Below are 22,329 nucleotides of genomic sequence, written 5' to 3' on the forward strand. Positions count from 1 at the left end.
ATGACGTATTACAGAAAATGGCGGGTCATCAACCCCGGCCAGGTCGGCAGCATCATCTCCGGCGGCTTGCTGCTGGTTCTGCTGACCGGCGAAGAGCAAGTGGTGGAAGCCACCGACGAAGCCCACGCCATCAACCTCAGCCGCACCGGGCACTTCGAGCTGGTTGAAGACAGCGGCGTGCAGCAAGCCGCCGAGTCGACTCCCGAGCCTGCGCCCACTGTGGTGCCAGCCGAGCAGGTTCCCCAGCCAGAAGTCGTCCAGATTCCCGCACCTGATTCCGAAGGAGCCGCACAATGACTCAACCCGCTTTTGCTCCCTGGACGTCAATCACCAACGACAACCGGGCCGGATACCTCTTGTGGGGTCAGCAGGACGCGCCCGCGATCTTCAAGCCGCCCACCCGCTTCATGAAAGAAACCGGCGGCGGCAAGGTCGTCCCCGATTATGTCACCACCGAAGACAAGTTCTTCGCGGGCAGCCTCTTCACGCCCCAGAGCACCTACCAAGGTGCGGGCTTCGACGGACGCACCGCCAACGTGGAAATGGACGCCGTGACCCTGGCCCTCTCCATGATTGCCATGTTCGGCCCTGCCGACGGCACCTCCAAGGTCATCACGCCCAACGGCCTGCTGAAGTGGAGCGATGATCTGGTGACGGCAGGGCTGAGTATGGACTGGTACCAGCCCACAGTGGGTCACACCTACGTCACGGACGGGCAGCTGCACGAGTTGGACGTGACCATTCCCCAGCAGCGCGACATCATCACCGGCACGCTGAGCTTCCACGGACGCAAGGCGGTCTATTACGCGGAAGGCGTGACCCAGACCGACTACGTGGTGGCCGCGCCGGTCGTGCCCGGTTATGGCCTCAGCTTTGGCCGCCTGAACAGCTACATCAAGTTCGGCGGCGTGGATCTCAAGCTCGACGGAGCCAGCACCCTCAAGGTCATGCGCCCGATTGACCCGCTCTCCCCGCTCGGCGAGTTCACGGCAGGCTACAAACCCGGCACCGGCAACATCGGCGCGGAAATCACTGCCATCGTCAACGGGGGCCGCCCCGACCTCATCGCGCTAATGAAGAACACCGCCTTGACCCCAGTGATTTTCGGGCTGGTCAACTGGGCGGGCCAGGGCGTGGAATTCACCATGCAGGCAGGCGTGACCGCCGTGGATGCGCCACTGCAAACCGGAGCGGTTCAGACCAACCTGACCCTCAGCGCCAAATCTTCGGCTCCCGGCGTCGTGCCGTTCACCATCAAGCTGCTCGGCACCATCCCCGGCATCTGATCGACCCTTCGCCCGCATCAGTCGCCGCGCTGCCCGCTGAACACCGGGGCGCGGCGACTGTCTTTGGTACAGCCGTGCGGGCCTGTACCACCACCTCACAAGGGAACATCTGATGACTTCAATCGCCGACCGTCTCCGCGAGCGCAACGTCCGCACCATCTACATCCACATCGACACCGCCGAACTCAGGGACGACCCGCCCACCGAGGGCGCGGAGAGCTGGCTGCCCTTTACCATCCAGCGGGTCAATCAGCAGCAGCTCCAGCGCGACGGCATGTGGCTGGTGTACGCCGAACACGAGCTGGAGCAAGAAGGCCGTAAAGACCTCAAGGCCGCCCAGATGGAAGAAGCCGCCCACCTGAAAGACCTCACGCCCGATGAGCGGATGCGCCGCCGCCAACCCGCGCCCACCCCCGACACGGAAGCCTCAGTAGTCCGCACCTACCTCGCCGACCGGGCCAACGTGATGGTCACGCTGCTCGAAGGCATGGTCAGCCCGGCCTACGCCGAGGTCAAGGACGTTATCAAGCCCTACGAACGCACGCTGGTGACGGCCATCGTCAACTTCTCTGGAGCGCCCCACGACCCAAAAGCGCCCAGGGCCAGCTTGCCCAGTTAAGCCTCTACGTCCACATGGCCAAACAGGGCTACGGAACAGTCAGAGAGTTGCTCGGCTGGCCCCCGGACGAAGCGCTGAGCGTCGATCAGCAAGCCACCCTGCGCGGCCTGTACTTCTACCAGGTGGCCCAAGACGTGCGGCGCGGGATTCACGACGATCTGGAAGATAAGCGCATTGAAGTGCTCAACAAACAGAAGTAGGGGACGTGAAAAAGCCCGACGCTGAGGCCGGGACTGGGAGGGGAAACTAGACTTTTAGTCTGCTGCAAAAAGAGTGTGAGATGGTACAGGTACAGCAATTTTCTGCCGATTGATGCGTTGCGTCAGAATGACTTGGACGTCATAGCCAAGAGCATCAGCATGGTCTGCTACAGAGGAGAGAGTAGGGTTATGAGAATCGTTCTCAATCTGAGAAAGTCGGGCTGTACTGAATTTACGCCTCTCGGCCAGCGCTTTACCAGTAATACTCTCTCTCTGGCGAGCAATTTTCCAAGCCTGAGCCAACGAATTAGCAATAATGGCCTGCTGAAAATCTTCTTCGATCCCTTGAGCACTTTCTTGAGCCATCAAGCCTACTGGAAGATGATCCGCAGGGGTCAACGTGCCATCTTCATTCATCAGAGCAGCAAGGCGAGCAGCTCGAAGTTGGGCGCGATCAGTCATGGGGTCAACACTCCTTTTTTGACGGCCTCTGCAATCTCTACAAGTTCATCTAGAAGATCATCGTCCGCATCTGCGCCGTTCTGTTTGTACTCAGCAGAGACTAGAAGAGGACGGCCATCACTCAACCAGATGAAATACACTCTCGCTCCACCCTTCAGGCCACCCCGAATGTTGGGCTTAAGTTCCCACGCACCTGGAAAATATTTGAGAGGCTTGACGAACTGGCTTTGACGGCCATTCGCACGAAGGTCTTTGCACATCCGGATGCATTCAGTGACGCAGTCTTTGTACCCAGCGCTGTTCATGGCGATGAGTGTTTCGATAATCCGCGTATGCCGTTTCTGGAGGCGCTCAGGATGGCGCGTGTATACCAGGTCGGGCACGAGTTAAGTTTAAACTTAACTCGTGAGTTTGTCTAGTGGTACCGGACAAGTGTCTGGCCTTGCTGGGCAAAACTCTTGGCTTTTTCGGCTATAGTCATGCGTTTTCCGATCAATCCTGGGCCAAAAAGTGACAATAGCTTTGAAAGGTCTACGTCAAAAAGAAGCTCCCGAGCAGCAAGCGGGGGCTTTCGCGTTGAGAGGAAAGAATGGAAACGTGGACTTTGAGGCATACTGGGGTGAAGGTGGCAGATAAATCTTGGGCTGATATATGGCTTCTAGGCTCTTGGACAGGGTTTGGTCTCAACTTCATCGGTCTAGTACTCACAGGATATGGCGTGGTCGTTGCAAGAGGTGCCAGAAAAGCTGCTCAAGATACAGCTAAAAAACTCAGGGAATTTGATCGAAGTATAGAAATTAGCAGAATGCTAGATTCTATGGCAGCTCTAAAGCAAAGTTTGAAATCTTCTAACTGGACACACGCAGCTTTAGTTGCTGACAGATTAAGAGGCGAATGCGTTAAGCTACAGGGCGATCTAATTTTTATAAAAAGTATAGGATTTCAAGGTAACTTAGAAAGTTTAGTTATTTATTTCGGTAGTATCGAAAAACATATAGAGGATGGAAGTTTTCAGATGAACGTCGAATCTTTCAACAGGAATAGTGATCTCATAACACTGCTCAGTGAAAAGTCGAAAGAGGTGATAAGAAATGCCGCGCAGAATTGACCTCCTAAAAGGTGTATTCAATGCAACAAGAGATCATAAGGTAAATTGGCAAGAATCTTCTTCGGATGGAGCATACTTTGCCAAAGTGGGCAATAATAGAGTGGAAATTGTGCCACCCGTTACGGACTCTAGATTGATTGTGCTAGAACAGATAAAATCCCAGACCGAGATGAGTTTTATAACGCCGAATAAGTCCCCCAAAAAACGTATGCCAATAGACCAATGGAGAATTATCGTATATGGAGACAATGGAAAGGTAGAAATAGAAATCGGTCAGTCAAATTTAGCAAACTCAACCAAAGAGTCTGAACTAACCCCGGTAAGTATGTTCAAATATATTTACGACTATGCTTCAGGAGTTCTGAAGGAAAAAGAGGAAAATATTATTCAAAACATATTAGATAATTTGGGCGAATAGAATTACTGAACACAGAGCTTTGATTAGAAGTAGTGAAGCCCCCGGCCAACGCTGGGGGCTTCCGCATAGGGAGGAGAAAATGGGGGAAGTAAGAAAATTAGGTTATCTGAATTTTAAGGGTGTTCTGCAATCAGATTCGTTCCATCGAACGAAACCCTGGGCATAAGGGCAAGTAGTGCGCTAACAGCAATCTGTTCCTCGACTGAGTTAATATTAAGCACAACGGGAGTACCGTTTGCAAGCCTGATATCAACTTCACCGTTATTAGCGGTGACGTTCCAACGCAATCTATAGCCGACAACTGGAATCATGACTGCCTCCAAAGAATACAAGAGTGCGCGCTAACGACTGGCCTCAAAAGACACCGTGCAAGCAGTGGTCATAGTCAAGCTCGGCTCTCCAGTGTCGCCCCATAGCTTAATCTGCTCCGGCTAGGGACGCAATGACCTAGGCAGGTTAAAAGACTTAGGCTAGATCTGCCAGTCAGCAGACCTTGTCGGTAGGGGCTTTGGCCTTGAGAGGTAAAACATGAAACGAGACTTATCTCCGCCCAGACGACCAAAACCAAAAATTAGCCCCCAGCGTTGGCTGGGAGCTTCTGCATGGGAGGAGAAGTTATGCCCGAACCACCTCGAGAACATCGGAGAGCTCAACGCGTTCACCAGTCAAAGACTCCAGCCCCTGCATGAGCTTCTCTGGGAAAGCCATTCCGCCGCCAGTTGCGGGTGTGTGATAAACATGAGCTATGAAAAAACTGTCATTCCTGGCACTGGCCGGTTTGCTTGCTCTCGTCTCATGCGGGAGCGGCACGTCTCAGTCAGCTGCAGTGCCTTACTCTGCTGTCGGAACATGGGACATCCGAGTTTTGCCTATTGGTCAGACGCAAGTGCTCAATGACGGATATGCAGTTTGGATCAGTCAAGGAGATAAAGGGGAATTAGATGGCAGTTGGTATGATCTAGACTCAACGTATCTTGGCCGAGCAGTCGGAAATGCCAAAGCTGGGACAGTGAAACTTACTACCGGCAACAGTTTTATAAGCGTGACAGATGGAGCATTCAGCGACAATTCCTTTAAAGGACATTACGAAGCTGGATCGTATGGCTTACCAGATAACGCGAAGGGTCAATTTCAAATGACACGCCGCTAAGTCAAGCGAACCGAGAGCGCCCCGGAGATTATGCCGGGGCGCTCTGTTGTTGGAGGGATTATGCCTGAACCACCTCAAGGACATTGGAGAGGAGAGAAATGCTACTGAACCAAGGCCTCAGCCTGAGAACTTGGTTGTCGCTTGCTTCAGGTGCAACCGCAGTAAACAGGCCCTGATGCCTTGGGAGTTCATGCCCGAGAAGTTCTCGCCGCCAGACATCCAAGCAGCTGATTGACGGTACACCGCCCACGCTCAGGCGGGCGGTGTACTTTGGAGAGATGAGGAAAGTAGCCCTATTAGCTCTTCTGACCATATCTGCCGCAAGCGCAAAAAGCACTTCACTCGCTATCCTCTTAACCGGAGAAAACTACTAACAAGTGAAGATTTCGTATATAAATGAATATAATTTCAATATTATTCAGCCCACTAGTATAGGGGGTAATCTAAAAAGCGAAGTAGCGTTTTTTGGAGATAGAGAGAATTCTTTAGGAGGCTATACGAGCATAAGATTCATAGAAGACAAGCAATATTTTTTCCCAGAAGATTTGGCTGTTGTCAGGAAAAATATAGTGAGCGTTATGGAGTCTTGCTTTAACATCTCGCCCGATCGCAGAGCAGAAGTCTCAGCTTGGTTATCCGGGAAAAACGTGCTCTCAAGTGTTGAAGCTGCAAAGAAATTTGGACCCGCAGAGATCACGTTGGTTCGTAAGCAATTAGGAAGGGTGGGTGGATTTTCCACTTTGTTTCTGATTTCACGCGATGGGGAGCCGGGACGAGGTATTTGGAAAAATTACTGTACTCGTTGAGATACCAACCTGTTTTTCTTGTGCAACGATTTAATTCTAGAAACCAAAGCTTCAGCCGCCTCCGGGCGGCTTTTTCAATGCCCCGGGAAGGAGGCCAGTCATGGAATCACGCACCGTCAGTTACCTGCTGCAAGCCAAGACCTCCGGCAACGAGCAGATCAAGATCATGGGCGACGAACTCAGCCGCGTGAAGCTCCTGCTCGGCGAGTTTGGTGCTCAGAGCGCGGGCATTCGCACTATCACAGAGGAACTCTCTCGCTCGGCAACCAACGCCCGCCTGGTGCGCGGTGAGTTGGAGCAGGTGCGCCAAGCGGGGCAGAGTATGGCCACGCCATTGGTGACGGCCCTGAATGAGCTGAACACCAAGCTCGACGGCTTCATCGGTAAGCAGCGCGTGGTGCTGCAAACCGTCGAAAAGCTCGACAGCGGTGTGACCGTGGCGGCGCGTGGTGTGGGCATCCTGAACTCGCAGATGCAGCGTGGGGCGATTGGCTCCGAGTTGTGGGGCAAGCAGACCGGCGTGCTGATCGGCGTGCTCAAGGGCGCGGCAAACGAGACGGGCGTGTTCAGCAAGGAAGCGCAGCTGCTGGAGCGCTCGCTCAAATCAGCTGCCGCAGTCAACTTCAAGAATCAGATGGGCGCGGCTGGCCAGGCCGTGAAGACCGTCAACGTGGCCCGCCTGGACTGGCAGGGCGGCGTGGGCGACGAGAAGACCCTGGCCACCCTCGCGCAGCTCGAAAAGGGCTACCGCGCCACACAGAAAGCCCTTCAGAGCGAGATGGATACGCTTAAGAGCAAAGCCAGCTTGGACGAGGGCGAGATGGCCCGCGTGCGTCAACTGACGGCCTTACAGGAGAAGTACGGCCAGGCCATCCGCAATATCGGTGCGGTGCAGGCCAGTATCAGCGGCGGAATACAAAAAGGCTCACTCGCAGACAGCATGGTTCGGGCAAATCAAACCCTCGCCGAAGCCAAGCTCCGAACCGACGCGCTGGTGGCTTCCCAGAAGTCAGGAGAACTCACCAGCAAAGAACTGGCGAGCGCCCTTAACTCGCAAGTCATCAGCCTCAAAAACAGCTTGATTGCCATCCGCGCCAAGATCGCTGGAATGGAATCGCTAGGCACGATGGACGTCACCCAGCGCGAGCAGCTCAACGGCCTGATCCTCGCCGAGCGCGAGTATGCCGCCCAAGTGCTCAAGACAGCGGCTGCCCAGAAAGAAGCGGCAGCGGCAGGCAGCGCACGTCGGGCCTTTGCTGGTGGCGCTGGCCTGAGCGGGAATCTGGGTAACGCGGGTATGGCCCTCGGCATGGTCAGTCCCGAAGCGGGTATGGCAGGAATGGCTCTGAGTATGGGGCCTGTTGTAGGCGGCATGATGGCCCTCGGCATGGCGACGGGCAGCGTCATCAAGCTCACCAAAGACGGACAGCAAGAAGCCAAAAAGCTCCAACAAGCTTTCTTGGTCATGTCGGCCAACGGCATCACGAACCTAGATGGAATCAACAAATCGCTCAACGACATCACCAAAAACGGCTCAGACGCTGAAAAGATGTTCAGCAAGTCCGAACTCGCGACAGCGCTGGCCAGCTTGGCACGCGGCGGAGTTAAGGGAGCCGACGCGCTCAAGGTGCTAGGCGTCTCAGCTAAACTCGCCGCTGCCGAGCACATCCCCCTCAGCGAGGCCACCGAGCGGCTCTACGGCAACCTCCAGCATCTGGACATGACCGCTGATCAGGCCAGCGGATTCGGTGACAAACTGGCCCGCGCTTCCCACTTGAGCATGGCCAGCATGGACGGTCTGTCCAAAGGCCTGAACGTGGTAGGGGCGACGGCCCACCTGATGGGATTCTCGACGGAGGAATCTCTCGGCGCTCTCGTAAGATTGGCGCAGAAAGGCATGGATCCAGCGAGTGTCGGCGCAACCGGCCTGCGCAACGCCATGCAAAAGGTGCTGACGCCGAGCGCAACGGCTGCTGGTATCTACAAGGAACTCGGCGTGAACATGCGCGATTCCACCGGCCACATGCGCTCAGGCCGCGACATCGTCATGGATTTGCAAAAGACGTTCAGCAGCACCCGACCGATCTACAACCAACTGACCGGCGACATCATTACGAAAAACGATCTTGCTCAGAAGTCTTTCCAGATTTTTGGGACAAGGAGCGCCACCGCATTCCTCAATATCCTCGGAAATCTAGGGGAGTTGACCGAAGAAATCCGCAATTCCAGCGGCTTCCTCAACACCTACAGCGGTGAGGTGGTCAGTGGGTTGGAAGGCAGCCAGAAGCGCTTGGATGCGGCCACCAAGAACCTCAGCAGCACCTTTGCCAAGGCGTTTACACCTGCACTTGCTGACGTTGTAGTGGGCGCAACGTCAGTGGTGACGTGGATTGACAAGGTGTCCACGTCAATGTCTGACGCCCGCATCAATGCCGACAAGTTCGGAAACATGAAGATCAAGGCCGATGACAACGAAATGGTTGCATTCCTGAAAATCGTCAACAACTGGCTGACGGCGATCGAGAAGAAGACCAACAGCATTGGAGATTGGTTCAGCAAAGTCGGCAAGAGCACCGGCCTGAGCAACATCGGTGATGGACTGGCCTCCGCTATGCCCGCGCTGGGCAGCCCAGAGCAGAACAAGATGCTCGACCAACGCAAGCAGCTCCTTGCTGACCTGGGGGTTTCAACCGCGTCAATTGCGCTGCTGGAGCAGTCTCTAGAAAAGTGGCGAGCCGAGAAAGACGCCAAGAAAATTGCGGCAGGCGAGAAGATGCTTGCTCAGCTTCAGGAGCAGCGCAGCGTCACGAAGGAAATGCTGGCCGACAACGTGCAATTTAACAAGGTTGCGAAGGATCCCAACGCGCCTGTCGCCCCAGCCGCAGCCGCCCAGAACGGCAAAGAGACTGCCCAGCAGTTCATCGCCTCCATGACCAAAAACGTCACGGGCGATCCGAAAATCGCAGCCTGGTGTGCCGACGTCGTGAGCCAGATGCTCTCCGAACTCGGCCAGAAGGTCAAATACAGCAACAACGCCGCCCAGCTCGAAAGGAACATCAAGGCGGCGGGCGGCGTGCCAATCGCGCTCAAGGATGCCAAACAGGGCGATGCAGTCTTCTGGCACGGCATCGATCCGTCCACTGGGCGGCCTTACGGAGCCAAGAGCGGCACTCACACGGAGATGTTCGCGGGCTGGAACAACGGCAAAGCCATGCTGGTGGGTTCCAACACCTCCGCCCGGATGACCGGCAAGAACTTCTACGACCAGAACCAGGCCACCGTCTATCGCCTGCCTGCGCCGGGTGAGCATCCACAGGGGCCGCCCGCGCCAGTTGCCGCCAACAGTAAGCCCGATATCGCCGGGCTACAAAACGAGCTGGACACGCGGGCCAGAACCCTCTACGCCGCCTGGATCCAGACCAAGGCCAGCGGCAACGCTGATCCCAAAATCCTGGCTGAGGTGGCCACCTTCAAGAAGGAGCACAAGCTGCTCTGGAGCAAGATTGTCGAGGATGCCAAGGTGGCGGCCAAGGAACTTAAGGCCGCTGGTGTCTCAGACGCGGATTATGCCAAGTGGATCGCCCCAGCTCAGCGGATGGCTCAGCTCCAGAAGAGCACCCGCGTGGGCGGCGATACCCAGCGCAAGGCCGATAACCAGATCAACGCCTGGGTCAAGGCCAGCGGCGGCGACAGTTCGGCAGCCAAAAAGGTGTTCGATTACGAGGTTGGGGCGCTCAGCAGAGCCAACCAAGGGGCCAAAGAGTACATCGCCAACACTGCTGAGTTGAACCAGTACCGCGCTGAGGCGACAGGGATTGCACAGCGCCAGGCTGACGCCTCGAAAAGCCAGTCTGACACCGCCATCGCGGCTTCTAAGCGCGAAGTGGCGGATTTTATCAAGGACAGCAAAGTCAAGGGTTCGGTACTGGGCATCGTGACCGAGTCACTCAAAAACCAGCAGGCCGCCGAACAGCAAGCCGCCAAGGTCAAGGAAGCCGCTCAGGCAGGCGACGTGACCCTGGCCCAGCAAGAACTCACCCGCCTGACCAGCCAGCGCGATACCAAAGTGGCCCTCGCCAAAGACAGCGCCTCCAAGCGCCTCCAGTACGAAAAGGACTATGCCCAGAGCGTTTACGCCGCCGGTGTGGCCCTCGCGGACGCCCAGTACAAGCAGGCCAAAGCGAACGCCAACAATCCCAACAAAACCGACCCCGCAAACCGCGTGCAGGCCCTTCAGGTCGCGGAAAACGACCATACCCAAGCCCTTCAAAAAGCGCTTGACGAACGCAACGCCCGCACCAGCAGCGCCAGCGCCGAGAACTTGGCCGAGCAGCGCAAATACTCGGATGCCAGCAAGCAGCTCGACATCGACAGCATGACCAGCTCGGCCAGCCGCCTCAAGCAGCTCAACGACGCCAAATTGGAGAGCGTCAAAGACAATTTGACGAAGGTTTCGAGCTTGACGAAGGGCTTTGCCAAGAACGAGTACGACCGGCAAGTGGCCATCGCCGCAGCCACCCGCGACAAGGCGATTACCGCCGCGACGGTGGCGGGCGGGCCCAACCAGCAAAAAACCATCGATGCTGCGAAAACGGCCTACGACGCATCAGAAACCTCCGCCCGCCTGACCCGCGACAAGGCCATTTCAGACGCCAAAAAAGCGGCTTTGGATCAACAGAAAGTCTTTGCCGACGCCTCTAAGCAGCTCGATATCGAGACAATGAACAGCTCGTCGGCGAGACTCAAGGGCCAGAACGCGGCCACCCTTGAAGCGGTCAAAGACAACCTCGTCAAAAAGGCTGCCCTGACCAAGCAATTTGCCGACGATGAGTACACCCGCTCGGTGAAAATCGCCCAGGCCGAGCGCGACCGCGCCGTGAAGGCCCTCAACACCAAAGACCCCAACTACGGGCAGGCAGTTGGCAAACTTGACAATGACCTGGTGACGGCCACCAGCGCCGCCAACATCACTCGCAACCAAGCCAGCGCCGCCGCACAGGATGCTGTAACCAAGAGCGTGCAGGGCACTCGCGATTCCTACAAGACCCTGGCCACCGGCCTGCGCGAGAAGATCAGCCTCGGGCAGGTGGACGCTAAGACCCTGAACGACGCCTGGACCGAGATGGGCAAGCTCCAGGAGGCCACCGACAAGACCGGCACCAGCGCCAACACTTACGTCACCGGGGCCAGAGCCAGCGCCGAGGCCCTCCGGCAACAGGCCATCGACAGCGCCATCGCCAGCGGCGCGTTCAGCGGTCTGGTAGACGCTGGGCAGCACGCGGCAGCGGCCCAGGACGCCCTCGCCGTAAGTACCCAAACGGCACTCGATCAGATCCCCGGCGGCGTAGAGGCCCGCCGGGCCTACATTCAAACGTTGATGGACGAGAGCAAAGCAGGGCGGGTCGGTGCCGATACCATCGACATCGTGATCCGCAAGATCGCCGATCTGAATGCGATTGAGGTCATGAACGCTCGGGCCGCCGATGAGATGGTCAAAAGCACTCTCGACACTGCCGCCGCCTTTAAAAGCGTCGGTGAGACCGACATGGGTATGGACGCGCTTCAGTCCACGCTGGGGATGCTCGAAAACCTCTCTGCTGCTGGTCAGGACGTCGTCGACCAGATCAACCAAGTCATTGACGCCATCAACGGCTTCAAGATCGACCAGGACATCCAGCAAGAGGTCAACGACTTCGCCGGACTGCTCGCCGAGATGGCTCCAAATATGGGTGATTTTCAGGGCAGTGCGGATGATCTGGCCGGTGCTCTGAACGAAACCCTCGGCAAGCAACTCGACGCCATCAATGAGAAAATGAGCGGCCTGACCGACCCGGCCCGGATCGCCGCATTCAAAAAACTCAAAGACAGCCTCCTCGATACCCAGCAAACGCTGGACAACATCTACGCTAATCCACAGGACTATCAGGACGGAGCACGCGGGTTTGGCGGCAAGCCCGCGCCTACTCCGGTTCTGGACGACCCTGCCGAGCCGCTGGACAACTTTGCTCAGCAACTCGAAGGGGTGCGTAAGAACCGCTTGAAGGGGGGTGAACTTCAGCAGTGGCTCGGCACCCTCGACCCCGATCAGCTCCGGCAGGCTAACGCGGCGATGACGGTGGCGCATCAGGAGATGCTCGACGTCCAGACCGCCCAGCTTGTTGCCGCGCTCGATAGGCGCAAGCAGCTCAGCTTGATCGGCGAGAAGGATTACCTCGTTCAGAAAGCCGCGCTCGATGCCAGGGGGATCGAATCGGAATTTGTCAAGGCGACTGCTGGCCTGGAGAAAACGGATCAAGCGTATCTCCAGGCCGTGGCCACCCGTAAACAGAAGCTCGACGCCCTGGGCGGCAGCACCAGCGCCGGTCTCGCTGGGATTGCCAAAACGGATCGACGAGGCGATGAGGATCGGCAGGCTCAGCAGGAACGGAACGCGCTGGAACGCCTCTCGACTGGCAAGCTGATCGGCGAACAGGACTACCTCACCCGCAAGGCCGCGCTCGAAGAAGGCGACGCCCGCCGCACCTTCACCCGCGCACAGGAAGACCACCTCGACTTGATGACGGCGGCGAAGGTCTTCAATGCCGCCAAACTCAAAATTCAGGAAGACTTGGCCACTCAGCTCGCCGGAATCAGTACTGGCGACACGCGGTCCATTGAAGACGCCAACGCCAGCGCGGCGCTGGCCACCCTCAACGCCCAGAGCGGCAGCAAACTCATCTCGCAGCAGGAATTTTACGATCAGAAATACGTGCTGGATAAAGCGGCCGCAGACCGTGAGTTGGCGCGGGCAACAGCGGATCACCAGAATCTGGAGGTCGCCCAAGCCAAGCACGACGCGACCATGACGGCCCTGGATACCCAGTACCGTTCGGACAGCGCCAATCTGAGCACCGCCGAGCGTCGTGCTTTTGCTGATGCCCAGGATCAGGCCGCACGCGATGACCTTGACACCCAGCACCAGCAACTCCTCATCTCCGAAAGCGCCTTCATCGACGCCCGCGCCGCCCAGGATCGCGCGGCGGCTGATCTGGCCCTGCAACGGGTCAAGGAAGACCACGGCAACGTCGAATTGGCCGAGAAAGTCCACCAAACAGCCCTCCGAAATATCGATACCAAGGCGGAGGCGGATAAACAGGCGGCAGCGGGCCTGGCTGCCCTGAAAAACGCCGCCAAATCCGCCTCGGACAGCTATAACGCGGGAAGCAGCGACCTGCTCAGCTCAGTGCAGGCCGCCATTAAACTGGCTCAGCAAGCCGATCTGGCTGCCAAACGCGCGACCGACCCGGCCATCGCGCAGAGCTACCGTGACCAGGCCGCCGCCATCCGCTCGCAACTCGGGCCGCTCGGTGCGGCTGTCGAGACGCTAATGAAGGTCGAGGACTACGCCAAAGCCGCCCAGCAGGCCTTCTCGCTGTTCGGTCAAGATGACTGGGCAAAATCTGCTGCCGACGTGGCGGACGGCATCGGCTCAACCATGCAGGCGGTGGGCGGCATCGGGAAGGTGGCCACTGGCGACCTCTCGGGCATCAAGGACATCATCTTCGGTGCGCTCAACGCCGTGAATTCATTCGGAAACGCCCTCCTCAATCTCGATCCCAAATACAAGCTCTGGAAGAAGAACCTGCTCGAAATTGCCGCCATCGAGCAGAAGAATCTCGGCGAGAAGCAGGTTGGCAACTCCATCAATCCGTACTTCGATCAGCTCCAGACTGACATTGAGAACCGCACCAAGACGGCGAATGCGACGGTGTGGCAAAAGATTGGCTGGTGGGCCTTTGGGGGCGCACCGAAGATCATGTCGGACGAGGCTGCCAAATCGCTCGCCAAGATGTCGGGCCTGTTCAACGATTACGCGGGCAGTCTCGGCGACGTGTTCAGAAGCGCCGTTGGGGATGCGTTTAGCAGCGGTGACTGGGGCAAGGCCAGCGCCAATCTGGAGAAGAGTTTCGACGTCAAAGTCGGAAACATGATGATCGCCAAACTGGCCGACCTGCAACTCAAGGCCTTAAACCTCGATGCGGATATCAAAGCGTGGGCCGAGGCGATGGACGCGGGCGACTACAGCAAGGCCGCCGCGATCAACAACCGCATCAAAGCCAAAATCAGCACCGCTTTCAACTCACCGGCTCTCCAAAACCAGATCAACAGCCTTCCGGGAGCCGGGGCGAACAAGCCCGTCGCCGGATCAGTCGCTGAAAAGGACACTGAAATCAGCGACCTGCAGGACAGGCAGAAAAAAGCCACCAGCAAGGGCGAATACGACGACCTGCAAAGCAAGATCGACAAGCTGACCAAACAGCGAGAGTCCATCACTGGCACCACCGGCGGCAACAGCAGCATCACCGACCCCGCGCAGCAGCGCCAGCGCGACGAACTTTGGAACAACTACAACAAGGAGACCGACCCGACCAAAAAGGCGGCTTACAAAAAGCAGCTCGACCAAGCCACCGGCGGCGGCAGCAGCGGCACGACCACCATCACCCTGCTGCCCAGCAAAGACCAGATCGATCAGGTGGCCTACATCAAGGGCCTGATGGACAGCGCTGGGATGCAGGTGCAGGCCGGAAATATTCAACTGGACGCCGCTAAGCGTCAGCAAGACGCCGCCGGAACGATGGTGCAGGCGGCGGGGATGATCCTGCTGGCCGCGCAGGGGCAGGGAGTCAAGCCCGGCAGCGGGCGAACCCAGTTTTAAGGAGGTGAATGTGGACAGTCCAGACAATACTCAACCCATCACGGCCCAATCGAAAGACTGGGCCGCGCTGCTTGACCTTTTCAGGCAAGCTGGCAAGATTCAACTCGACGTTGCAAACCGCCAGCTCGACGCTGCCCAACGTATGCAGGAAGCAGCGAGAAGGCTCACGCAATGACGATACAGGGCTTTTACGATCCTGACCGCAAACCGTGGGCGGTCAAGCTGGTGCGCGAGGCGAGCTACGCCAACTTCGTGCTCGACTACACCTGGACGCCGGAGAACCCCGGCCCGCTGGTCGGCACCTGGTCGTTCTCGTATCTGGTGAACGGTGAGTGCGAGCACGGCGAGCTGAACTTGTATGCCGATCCGATGTGGCCGCCAGACAGCCGGGTGGTGATGATCTGGGAGCAGCCGGACACCACCTTGCCGCCTGATTTCATCGGCGCGGTGGGGCTGATTCGGGGCGCGACGGACTCAGCGGGCGGCAATTACACCATGCCGGTGATCGGGCTGCTGGACGTCGACATGCTGGGCAGCGCTGGGAGCTATCAGAGCTTTGCGCTACCCGACTTGTACGTCCCTGGCGGCATTCAACCGCTGGGCGTCTCGTACCTGTCGCCTGATCCCGGTGAGACCGTTCAGGGCCATCATGGGCGCATTCTGGAGCCGTTTTCCGACGCCAGCGCGGGGGTGCGCGGTGACGGGGCACGGGTGATCGGAAGGGCGGTGAGTGGGGTGCTGGCCCTTTCTGCGGCGGCAGGCGGCCCGGTGTACGAGCTGTCGCTCAGCGGGTACGAGCGCCAGAAGTACGTGACCGAGACGAGCCAAAGCCCCGGCGAGCGCTACGCCCTCCTCACCCAGACCCGCAGCCGCCCCAGCAGCCTGACGCCCCGCATTTATCAGGGCGCGGGAGGAAAGGCCCCGCTCATCATTCCCGATCAGGGAGGCACGCCGAGCACGAGCTGGACGCTGGCGCAGGAAAGCAGTGCGTCATTCACGCTCGGCAGCGACCTGACCTCTTCCATCTCCGACAGCGGCACCGTAACCACCTCGGACGCGCCCTTCGATGCCCAGACGGCGGCCCTGACCCGCACGTACGGCCTGAGCTTCCCGATCTCGGCTCTCGTGCGCCAGTCTGCCCACAGCGAAACGGCGGTCAACACCAGTTACGACCTCACCAGCCTCAAGGTGAACGTGGAGTATCTCAGGGCGGCCACGACACCAGCGGGCGTCGTCGGTTTTCCCGAATTCAGTTACTACGACCGCCCGCAGATCGCCGAGGAGCGGGTCAGTATCACGGTTGAGCACTGGATCAGCGCCAGCGCCGACGGCTTTGACCAGACTTCAGCGCTCTCGCCGGGAGAACAGGCCATCCGCACGTTGACCTTGGAAGACGGCCTGAATACCTCCATTCAGGTGGAGCCGCCGCCAGACATCTTGCAAAACGTTTACGCCTCACTCAACGGGGGGCAGTATTTCTGGAAAGTGGCTGTGACGGTTCGGTACTTCCTGAATGACTGGCGCTACGTCAAGAAAGACCCACCGCCCAATTTCATCGGAGGCACCGGGCCTTACGATCCAGCCACGCTTCCGAAGTATCGCCGCCTAGTCTTCGGCAATTACAGCGCGTCCATGTCCATCAGCGCCACCCAGACGGCTGACCGCAGCGTGGGCAGCATCCCCGCCGAAAACCTTCCAGACGGCTGGAACAGCGGCACGACCAGCCCGCCCACCGCGCAGGGCAAAGTCGCGGGGCGCTTGCGAGGGCCCGCCAAACTGACCGACATCAAACTGCCCGACGGAAGCACCGTCGAGGGGCCGATCACCCAGTACACCCTCAGCCGGACTTTTGAGAGCTACTCGACTTCGTTCCAGACCGGAGCGCGGCAAACACGGGTGCTGACAGCGGGTGAAGCCGATCTGGAAGCCGTGAGGCAGCGGCGACTCATGACCGAGCTGGGAAGCGGGCCGCTGTGATCATCCGCGTGCGCTACACCGCCGAGGACGGCACTCAAGCCTGGCTCGAAGAGGAGCTGCGCCACTACAGCGGCCCGATTGATCTCGAACCGCCAAGCATCGCCGGCAACCGCGCTGTGGACGGGCTGCTGATTCGGCACAGCGGAGACCGGCTGCCGACCTCTTACGGCTACACCATCACCGGTTCGCAGTCCGGGCAGTCTCCCGAGAAGCTCACAGCAAGCTATTTCAAGCTCAAGCGGGCGCTCAAGACGGCCAATCAGGTGTGGAGGTACGAGCTGTACCTGAACTGCGCCTACGGGCTGCTGGGCGCAGGCACACCAGAACGCGGACAGACCGTGCTCGATTCGCCCATCGCGTTCGCCGTGAGCGATCTCAGATGGAGAAACAACAGGGACGAGGTGGTGAGTTAATGCCAAAACTACTGGAGCTGGACCGGACATTTCAAATCGCCATGCCCGCCAATGCCAACGGCGGCTGGGTTGATCTGAAGTGGGATTCTTCTTGGCGCGTCGCGGCGCTGCTGGCCGGCGGCGCAGATCGGGGCAAGATCGAGATCGTCAGTGGCTTCGGGCGCTTTGCCGCACTGGACAGCGCAGCAGGCGCAGGCTACAAGCCCCTCTTGGCGGCTGGGCCGGTGCTGGCCGACGTGCTGCCCGGCGCAGGCCTGCCTTACCTGACGATCACGGTGACGCCGACGTATGGGGTGGGTGTGCGCGATCCGGGTGTGACCACCATTTACCGGGGTAGGCCGCACGAAACCTCGCCTGGGGTGTGGGATCTGACCGACATCGGATACGACAGTTCGGGGCCAGTGCTGGTGCCGCAGCAGACCCGGCAGAATATTGATGACGCGCTGGGAAGCCTGACCGGGAAGCTGAGCCAGGCCGATGCTGACCACCTCTTGACCGCGCAATCGCTGGCTGATACCGCGCAGGCTGAAACGCTGCGGAATGCCAACGTGGCGACGGCGATTGGGAACGCCAACGCCGCTGCTGCCCTACTCCTCGATCCCGCCGCGTTGATTACGACGCTCAGCGGTATCCCGCTGGTCAGCATCGTCAACGAAACAAGCACTTTCAGCGGATGGGGCGGCCTGAGTTACCTCGTTACCGGCACCGTCACCAGTCTCAAAATCTACGTCCGGCCCTTTGACGCTGCGGCTCTGCCCACTCAGGTTCACCTGACCATCGCACGCGGCACGCGGCTGGGCAGTGTGGACGCTGACTTCACCGTCAATCTGCCCGCCCTTACCGCAGGCGTCACCACCCCCGTGATCATCAACCTGCCTGCCGGAATCACTCTAAGTAACGAGCGCCTGTACGTCATGGCCCGTTACAACGGCAAAGCGGCTCAGCCCAACGCGGGCGTGCTGCACGATCACACACCCGCAGGCACCAAAGCGGCCTATACCATCGGCAGTAGCCTCACCGGAACCATCACCGAGAGCGCCAGCACGCTCGATGTGGCGTTTGACCTCTACAACGACAGCACCGTTCGCAACGCCAGCCCCACCCTGAAAACGGCCATCGCCGGGACAGATGCGGGCGTGGCAGGCACGGCGCTTGCCGGGTTTGCGTTCACGCCGAGCTTTGCTCCGATTGGCCTTTCTGACCGGGCGAACAACCTCAGCACCTTCAGCGGTTGGGCTTCAAATATCGGCATTCGGGCCGCTCACAACGCCGTGCAGATTTACGTCAACCCGTGGGACGTGGCGAATCCAATCAAGAACGTGCGCTATCAGGAACGACAAGCGACTAGCACGGGTACGGTTCTTGTAGACGTGGCTGTGCCGGTGGGCCTGACACCGGGCGGCGGCTATCAGCTCGTCACCATTCCCCTCGGCCTCACCGTCAACGAAGCGGGGACGCTCTGGGCTGGCATCTGGACGGATGGCCGAACCGGGTATGACAGCATCGTGGGCGGCACCGTCGCGGGCCAGTACACCACCGGGGGCAGCCTGACCGGGGCGTGGAGTCCCACCAGCAACCTGAATCTGAACGTCATCACGGGTATGGTGGGCACAGCCAAAGCGGCCATCCCAGCGCCGAGCGCCGAGCGCAACGTCAATGCCCTGCTGGACGCGGGCCTGAACATCCCCTACAAGCTGTGGGCGGTGATGGGCAAAGAACTGAACGTGTACCTCGATGCCATCAAGGTAGTGCCAACTGGCTTAGCCTCGCTCTACAACGTAGACACCATTGGTGTGCCCGGAAGTGGGGCGCTCTACGCAGACCGCTACACCATCACGCCCGCCAGCGCCACCACCTACGGAATCGGCTTCCGGCTGATGCACGGCAAGCGGGAAACCGACTACGCCAATGTGGTCGTGCAGACCGTCGCGGCAAACAGTGGGAACGGCGTCACCAGAAAACTATTGGTGATGAGCGACAGCAACACCGATTACGGCTACTGGCTCGATAGCTTGCTGAGTCTGTGCGATGCCAATCCGAGTAACACCCAGATCACGCTGATGGGCACGCGGCCCGGTTTGTATACCAGCGGCAGCCCAAGAGCGGCCCGCATCAAATCCGAGGGCGTGGCGGGCAGGACGCTGGACTGGCACTATCAAGACCCCGCCGCGCCATTCACCTTCAACGGTACTGACCCGAACGGCACGGTGTTCAGCCTGAGCCAGTACCTCACGTCCAGCAGCCAGACCATGAGCGCAAACGATTACTTCATGGTTCTGCTCGGCACCAATGATGTGTTCGCCGCCAACACCGACGCGGCAGTGCTGGCACAGGCAGCGGCCATGAAGGTGCAGCTCGACGCGGTGATTGCCAACGTCAAGGCAGCGGTGAGCGGGATTCGCGTCATCATCGGTGAGATTCTGCCGCCCGCTGCTTCTCAAGATGCGTTTGGATTCAGCTACGGAAATGGACAGACCCGTGACCGCTACCACCGCAACCGCGCTGTCTTGCTGCTCAAATTGCGCGAATGGTACGGAGCGAACACTGGGAACGTCTATTACGTCCCGTTTGGCAGTGGGGCGGATACAGTCAACAACTGGGGAACCACCAGTGTGCCGAGGAACGCTTACGACTCGACAAGCATTCCCCAGCAGCAAAACGGCGTGCATGTCAGCGCATCGGGGGCTATCATGCCCGCATCGAGCCTGTGGCACTTCATGGCGGCGAACGCCTGAGAACGGCAGGTATCGGGGAGCAGGCACAGCAGTTCAGATGAGCTGACTTTGCGCACACTTAACGAAGATAGACTCTGGCATGACTCAAACCGCCTACTTCCGAGCCGTAATCTTGACAAGCATCAAGAAGCGCTGGAGCTGGCTTCTCGGGCTTCCAGTTCTGCTGTTCATTATGTTGATGATTGCGGAGCAGCAACTCTGGTTCTCTGCCGCCCTCACTGTTGTATCGCTCTTTTTGCTGACGGGTTACGCAGCCTGGGCTTCTTACCAGCGACACAAGTACAGTTACTAGGGACAAGCGCAAGCTGACCCACCCACCATCAAGCTGCCTTCGAGCAGCTTTTCATCTTTTGGAATTTCTTCTGATTCCTTGGGTTATCGGCCTGTCTCTTGTCCACAACCGGCGACTATCAGCCCAGCCGTCCCCCCTTCTCAGAGGTATCAGCCGACCATAGACCCGCTTCCCACGGCTATCAGCCAGCCAACACAGCGCTTTTTTCTATACTTGGAGTCGATGGCTTCTCCCTGTAAATCACACATCGTCCTCAGCGGCTCAATCGATCATGCCCTGCTGGCAAGTGCCTCGGTGGACATCCCAAGAACACGTCAGCGGTTGCTGGCCGTCGCCCTTGAAGATGGTTTGCAACGTTACGATGATCAGACGATTATCACGGCCCTGAGACGGTTGATGGGCAGCGGGTTACTCAAGTCGAGTCGCGGCAAGGCAAAACTCCGCATCTACTGTCTGACACCACAAGGCGAACAGGTGTTGCAAGCCCTAAACCTAACCTGATTGGCATTGCTATCAGCCAGTCCGCACAGCACTTTTCCTATACTGGCCACGGATGATTTCCCACTACAAAACACATATTGTCGTCAGGGATTCCATCGAGCACAGGCTGCTGGCAAGCGCTTCAGTGCGCTTGCCGAGAACACGTCGGCAACTCCTGGTCATCGCCATTGACCACGGCATGAAGCTCTACGATGATCAAACCGTGGTGACAGCCCTGAGACGCCTGAGTGGCACTGGGTTGCTCCAAGCGAATCGTGGCGGCACTGGAGCGCTCCATATTTACTCCTTGACACCGCAAGGCGAACAGGTGCTTCAAGCCCTTGCCCAAACCTGATTGGCGTGTATCAGCCACCCAACACAGCAAAAAGGCCACCCGCGACGGTGGCCTTCCTCTTTTCTACGCCGCTTCCGGCCCCTCCCCGAACCGAGCCAGCGCCCCAGCTTGGTACACAGCCGCCTCCGGGCGGTTCTTTCGTTTCCACAGGAGGCCTATGAAATCATCCTTACTGCTGCTCGGCACCTTGCTGCTGAGTCAGCCTTCGCCCAGCCCGCCTGTCTTCTGCGAAGTTCGCATCCTGCGCGACTACGATGTCAGCCTCACGTACTTCGCCGTGTTCCGGCTCGCTTCAAGCTGCCCGGCCGGCGGCGTCGCCCGTGTCCGCAAGTCCAGCACCATGAACACCAAAGCAGCGGGCGCACGGTACCAACCCATTCGTCCGCTGGTCGGCGCGTGGGAAGTCAGTGCTGACGGCACCACCATTCCCTTCTCCTCTCGCTGGACGCTCAACTCCTGGCAGTGGCAATACTGGGACGGCGACGAGTGGAAGCCGATGAAGTCCGCCCGCCGCCTCCCGAGCGGGGAGCGGCCATGAGCCTCGCGCCGATCACCATCAAAAGCCCGCTGTTCTGGGACGGCGTGGCCTGGACAGCGCGGTGGCTGATCGCCCTCGCCCACCTGCTGTTCCTCTTCCCGGCAGCGCTGCGCCCCGAAATCCTCGAAGATCTTCCGGCATACCGACTGTTCGGGCAGATCATGCCGTTCTCGACCTGGGCGGCGCTGTCGTTTCTGGCGTTCGTGCTGCTGATCAGCGTGCCGACCCGCGTGCCGTTCGGATTGATCAGCACCAGCTTCTCGGCGGCGCTGTGGTTTTTGTCGGGAACAGTCTTCTCGCAGGGCGTGGGGATGATCTTCGGCAGCCTGGTGTGCTACGCCCTCGGGGCGCTGGGCATGAGCCTGTTTACCCGCTCGCTGTGGGCTTACGCGGGCCGCAATGGCTGGTTCAAACGGGTGGTTCTCAGGGGCCACCACGATGCCAGATGAAAGCACCAAAGACCTGCTCGGGCAGGCCGGCGTGTGGCTGGGCGGCGGCGGCATCCTGGCCGGGCTGGGGGTGCTACTGCGCGGACTGATCACCGGCTCGCTCGGACAGGAAAAGGAAGTTCGCGACAGCTTGGCGACCCGTAACGAAAGTTTGCAGAAAGAACGCGACGCCGCAGAAGCCGCCGAGCGCAAGATGACCGGCTACCGCGACGCCTGGCGCTACCAAGCCCAACTGGCCCGTCTAGACGCTGAGGAACTCGCACGCAAGGCGGGTGTGACTCTGCCGCCTTGGCCAGACGCACCGGAGGCCCCATGAGACCTTGCTCACCCCATTTGGAGGAACACC

Annotated in this window: 22 protein-coding genes; 19 read left to right on the plus strand and 3 right to left on the minus strand. The window is 58.9% G+C overall.

All coding sequences use genetic code 11. From position 1 onward, the window contains the following. From EHF33_RS20695 to EHF33_RS20710, 4 genes are all read left to right on the plus strand, one after another. The gene (locus EHF33_RS20695) at nucleotides 1–297 is read left to right on the plus strand and encodes a hypothetical protein (protein ID WP_124875835.1); all 297 of its coding nucleotides are present in this window, start codon (nucleotides 1–3) and stop codon (nucleotides 295–297) included. Beyond that, nucleotides 294–1,286, plus strand: a complete 993-nt coding sequence (locus EHF33_RS20700) for a hypothetical protein (protein WP_124875837.1) — start codon at nucleotides 294–296, stop codon at nucleotides 1,284–1,286. Before EHF33_RS20695 ends, EHF33_RS20700 begins: the two co-directional genes overlap by 4 nt. 112 nt (nucleotides 1,287–1,398) lie before the next feature. After that, nucleotides 1,399–1,905 (plus strand): hypothetical protein, encoded by a 507-nt coding sequence (locus tag EHF33_RS20705; protein ID WP_124875839.1) that lies wholly within the window; start codon nucleotides 1,399–1,401, stop codon nucleotides 1,903–1,905. 14 nt (nucleotides 1,906–1,919) lie between these two features. Then, nucleotides 1,920–2,105: a hypothetical protein gene (locus EHF33_RS20710; protein ID WP_124875841.1), complete on the plus strand. Its 186-nt coding sequence runs from the start codon at nucleotides 1,920–1,922 to the stop codon at nucleotides 2,103–2,105. A 54-nt stretch (nucleotides 2,106–2,159) separates the two neighbouring features. On the opposite strand, the gene EHF33_RS20715 is transcribed toward EHF33_RS20710, so the two are convergent. Together EHF33_RS20715 and EHF33_RS20720 are read right to left on the minus strand one after the other, a co-directional pair. Beyond that, on the minus strand, nucleotides 2,160–2,567 hold the full coding sequence (locus tag EHF33_RS20715) for a helix-turn-helix domain-containing protein (RefSeq protein WP_124875843.1): 408 nt from the start codon (nucleotides 2,565–2,567) through the stop codon (nucleotides 2,160–2,162). Then, nucleotides 2,564–2,950, minus strand: coding sequence for a hypothetical protein (locus tag EHF33_RS20720; RefSeq protein WP_124875845.1), 387 nt, complete (start codon nucleotides 2,948–2,950; stop codon nucleotides 2,564–2,566). Before EHF33_RS20720 ends, EHF33_RS20715 begins: the two co-directional genes overlap by 4 nt. Before the next feature lie 242 nt (nucleotides 2,951–3,192). Between EHF33_RS20720 and EHF33_RS20725 the strand changes: the two genes are divergently transcribed. After that, nucleotides 3,193–3,675, plus strand: coding sequence for a hypothetical protein (locus tag EHF33_RS20725; RefSeq protein WP_124875847.1), 483 nt, complete (start codon nucleotides 3,193–3,195; stop codon nucleotides 3,673–3,675). Then, nucleotides 3,659–4,093: a hypothetical protein gene (locus tag EHF33_RS20730; RefSeq protein WP_124875849.1), complete on the plus strand. Its 435-nt coding sequence runs from the start codon at nucleotides 3,659–3,661 to the stop codon at nucleotides 4,091–4,093. Before EHF33_RS20725 ends, EHF33_RS20730 begins: the two co-directional genes overlap by 17 nt. Nucleotides 4,094–4,206: 113 nt before the next feature. Here EHF33_RS20730 and EHF33_RS20735 read toward each other — a convergent pair whose 3' ends face one another. After that, nucleotides 4,207–4,404, minus strand: coding sequence for a hypothetical protein (locus tag EHF33_RS20735; protein WP_124875851.1), 198 nt, complete (start codon nucleotides 4,402–4,404; stop codon nucleotides 4,207–4,209). 434 nt (nucleotides 4,405–4,838) lie between these two features. On the opposite strand from EHF33_RS20735, the gene EHF33_RS20740 reads away from it, so the two are divergent. From EHF33_RS20740 to EHF33_RS20795, 13 genes are all read left to right on the plus strand, one after another. Then, nucleotides 4,839–5,243 carry a hypothetical protein gene (locus tag EHF33_RS20740; RefSeq protein ID WP_124875853.1) on the plus strand — a complete coding sequence of 135 codons (405 nt, stop codon included), beginning with the start codon at nucleotides 4,839–4,841 and terminating at the stop codon, nucleotides 5,241–5,243. Between the two features lie 377 nt (nucleotides 5,244–5,620). Next, nucleotides 5,621–6,049 carry a hypothetical protein gene (locus EHF33_RS20745; protein WP_124875855.1) on the plus strand — a complete coding sequence of 143 codons (429 nt, stop codon included), beginning with the start codon at nucleotides 5,621–5,623 and terminating at the stop codon, nucleotides 6,047–6,049. A 100-nt stretch (nucleotides 6,050–6,149) separates the two neighbouring features. Beyond that, a complete protein-coding gene (locus EHF33_RS20750) occupies nucleotides 6,150–14,744 on the plus strand; it encodes a phage tail tape measure protein (protein ID WP_124875857.1) in 8,595 nt (2,864 codons plus the stop codon). Nucleotides 14,745–14,754: 10 nt separating this feature from the next. Continuing rightward, nucleotides 14,755–14,919, plus strand: coding sequence for a hypothetical protein (locus EHF33_RS21290; protein WP_164473661.1), 165 nt, complete (start codon nucleotides 14,755–14,757; stop codon nucleotides 14,917–14,919). Beyond that, entirely contained in the window at nucleotides 14,916–16,721 is a 1,806-nt protein-coding gene (locus EHF33_RS20755) for a hypothetical protein (protein WP_124875859.1), read from the plus strand. The genes EHF33_RS21290 and EHF33_RS20755 overlap by 4 nt, the downstream gene beginning before the upstream one ends. Then, nucleotides 16,718–17,134, plus strand: a complete 417-nt coding sequence (locus EHF33_RS20760; RefSeq protein WP_124875861.1) for a hypothetical protein — start codon at nucleotides 16,718–16,720, stop codon at nucleotides 17,132–17,134. The genes EHF33_RS20755 and EHF33_RS20760 overlap by 4 nt, the downstream gene beginning before the upstream one ends. Continuing rightward, entirely contained in the window at nucleotides 17,134–19,869 is a 2,736-nt protein-coding gene (locus tag EHF33_RS20765; protein WP_124875863.1) for a hypothetical protein, read from the plus strand. Before EHF33_RS20760 ends, EHF33_RS20765 begins: the two co-directional genes overlap by 1 nt. 79 nt (nucleotides 19,870–19,948) lie before the next feature. Next, on the plus strand, nucleotides 19,949–20,161 hold the full coding sequence (locus EHF33_RS20770; protein WP_124875865.1) for a hypothetical protein: 213 nt from the start codon (nucleotides 19,949–19,951) through the stop codon (nucleotides 20,159–20,161). 222 nt (nucleotides 20,162–20,383) lie between these two features. Next, a complete protein-coding gene (locus tag EHF33_RS20775; RefSeq protein WP_124875867.1) occupies nucleotides 20,384–20,662 on the plus strand; it encodes a hypothetical protein in 279 nt (92 codons plus the stop codon). A gap of 52 nt (nucleotides 20,663–20,714) precedes the next feature. Beyond that, a complete protein-coding gene (locus EHF33_RS20780; RefSeq protein ID WP_124875869.1) occupies nucleotides 20,715–20,996 on the plus strand; it encodes a hypothetical protein in 282 nt (93 codons plus the stop codon). Between the two features lie 157 nt (nucleotides 20,997–21,153). Then, entirely contained in the window at nucleotides 21,154–21,534 is a 381-nt protein-coding gene (locus EHF33_RS20785) for a hypothetical protein (protein WP_124875871.1), read from the plus strand. Continuing rightward, nucleotides 21,531–21,983, plus strand: a complete 453-nt coding sequence (locus EHF33_RS20790; protein ID WP_124875873.1) for a hypothetical protein — start codon at nucleotides 21,531–21,533, stop codon at nucleotides 21,981–21,983. The genes EHF33_RS20785 and EHF33_RS20790 overlap by 4 nt, the downstream gene beginning before the upstream one ends. Beyond that, nucleotides 21,973–22,299 (plus strand): hypothetical protein, encoded by a 327-nt coding sequence (locus tag EHF33_RS20795; RefSeq protein WP_124875875.1) that lies wholly within the window; start codon nucleotides 21,973–21,975, stop codon nucleotides 22,297–22,299. The genes EHF33_RS20790 and EHF33_RS20795 overlap by 11 nt, the downstream gene beginning before the upstream one ends. The last annotated feature ends 30 nt before the right edge of the window (nucleotides 22,300–22,329 follow it).

The organism is Deinococcus psychrotolerans, from assembly GCF_003860465.1.
GTDB classification, from domain to species: domain Bacteria; phylum Deinococcota; class Deinococci; order Deinococcales; family Deinococcaceae; genus Deinococcus; species Deinococcus psychrotolerans.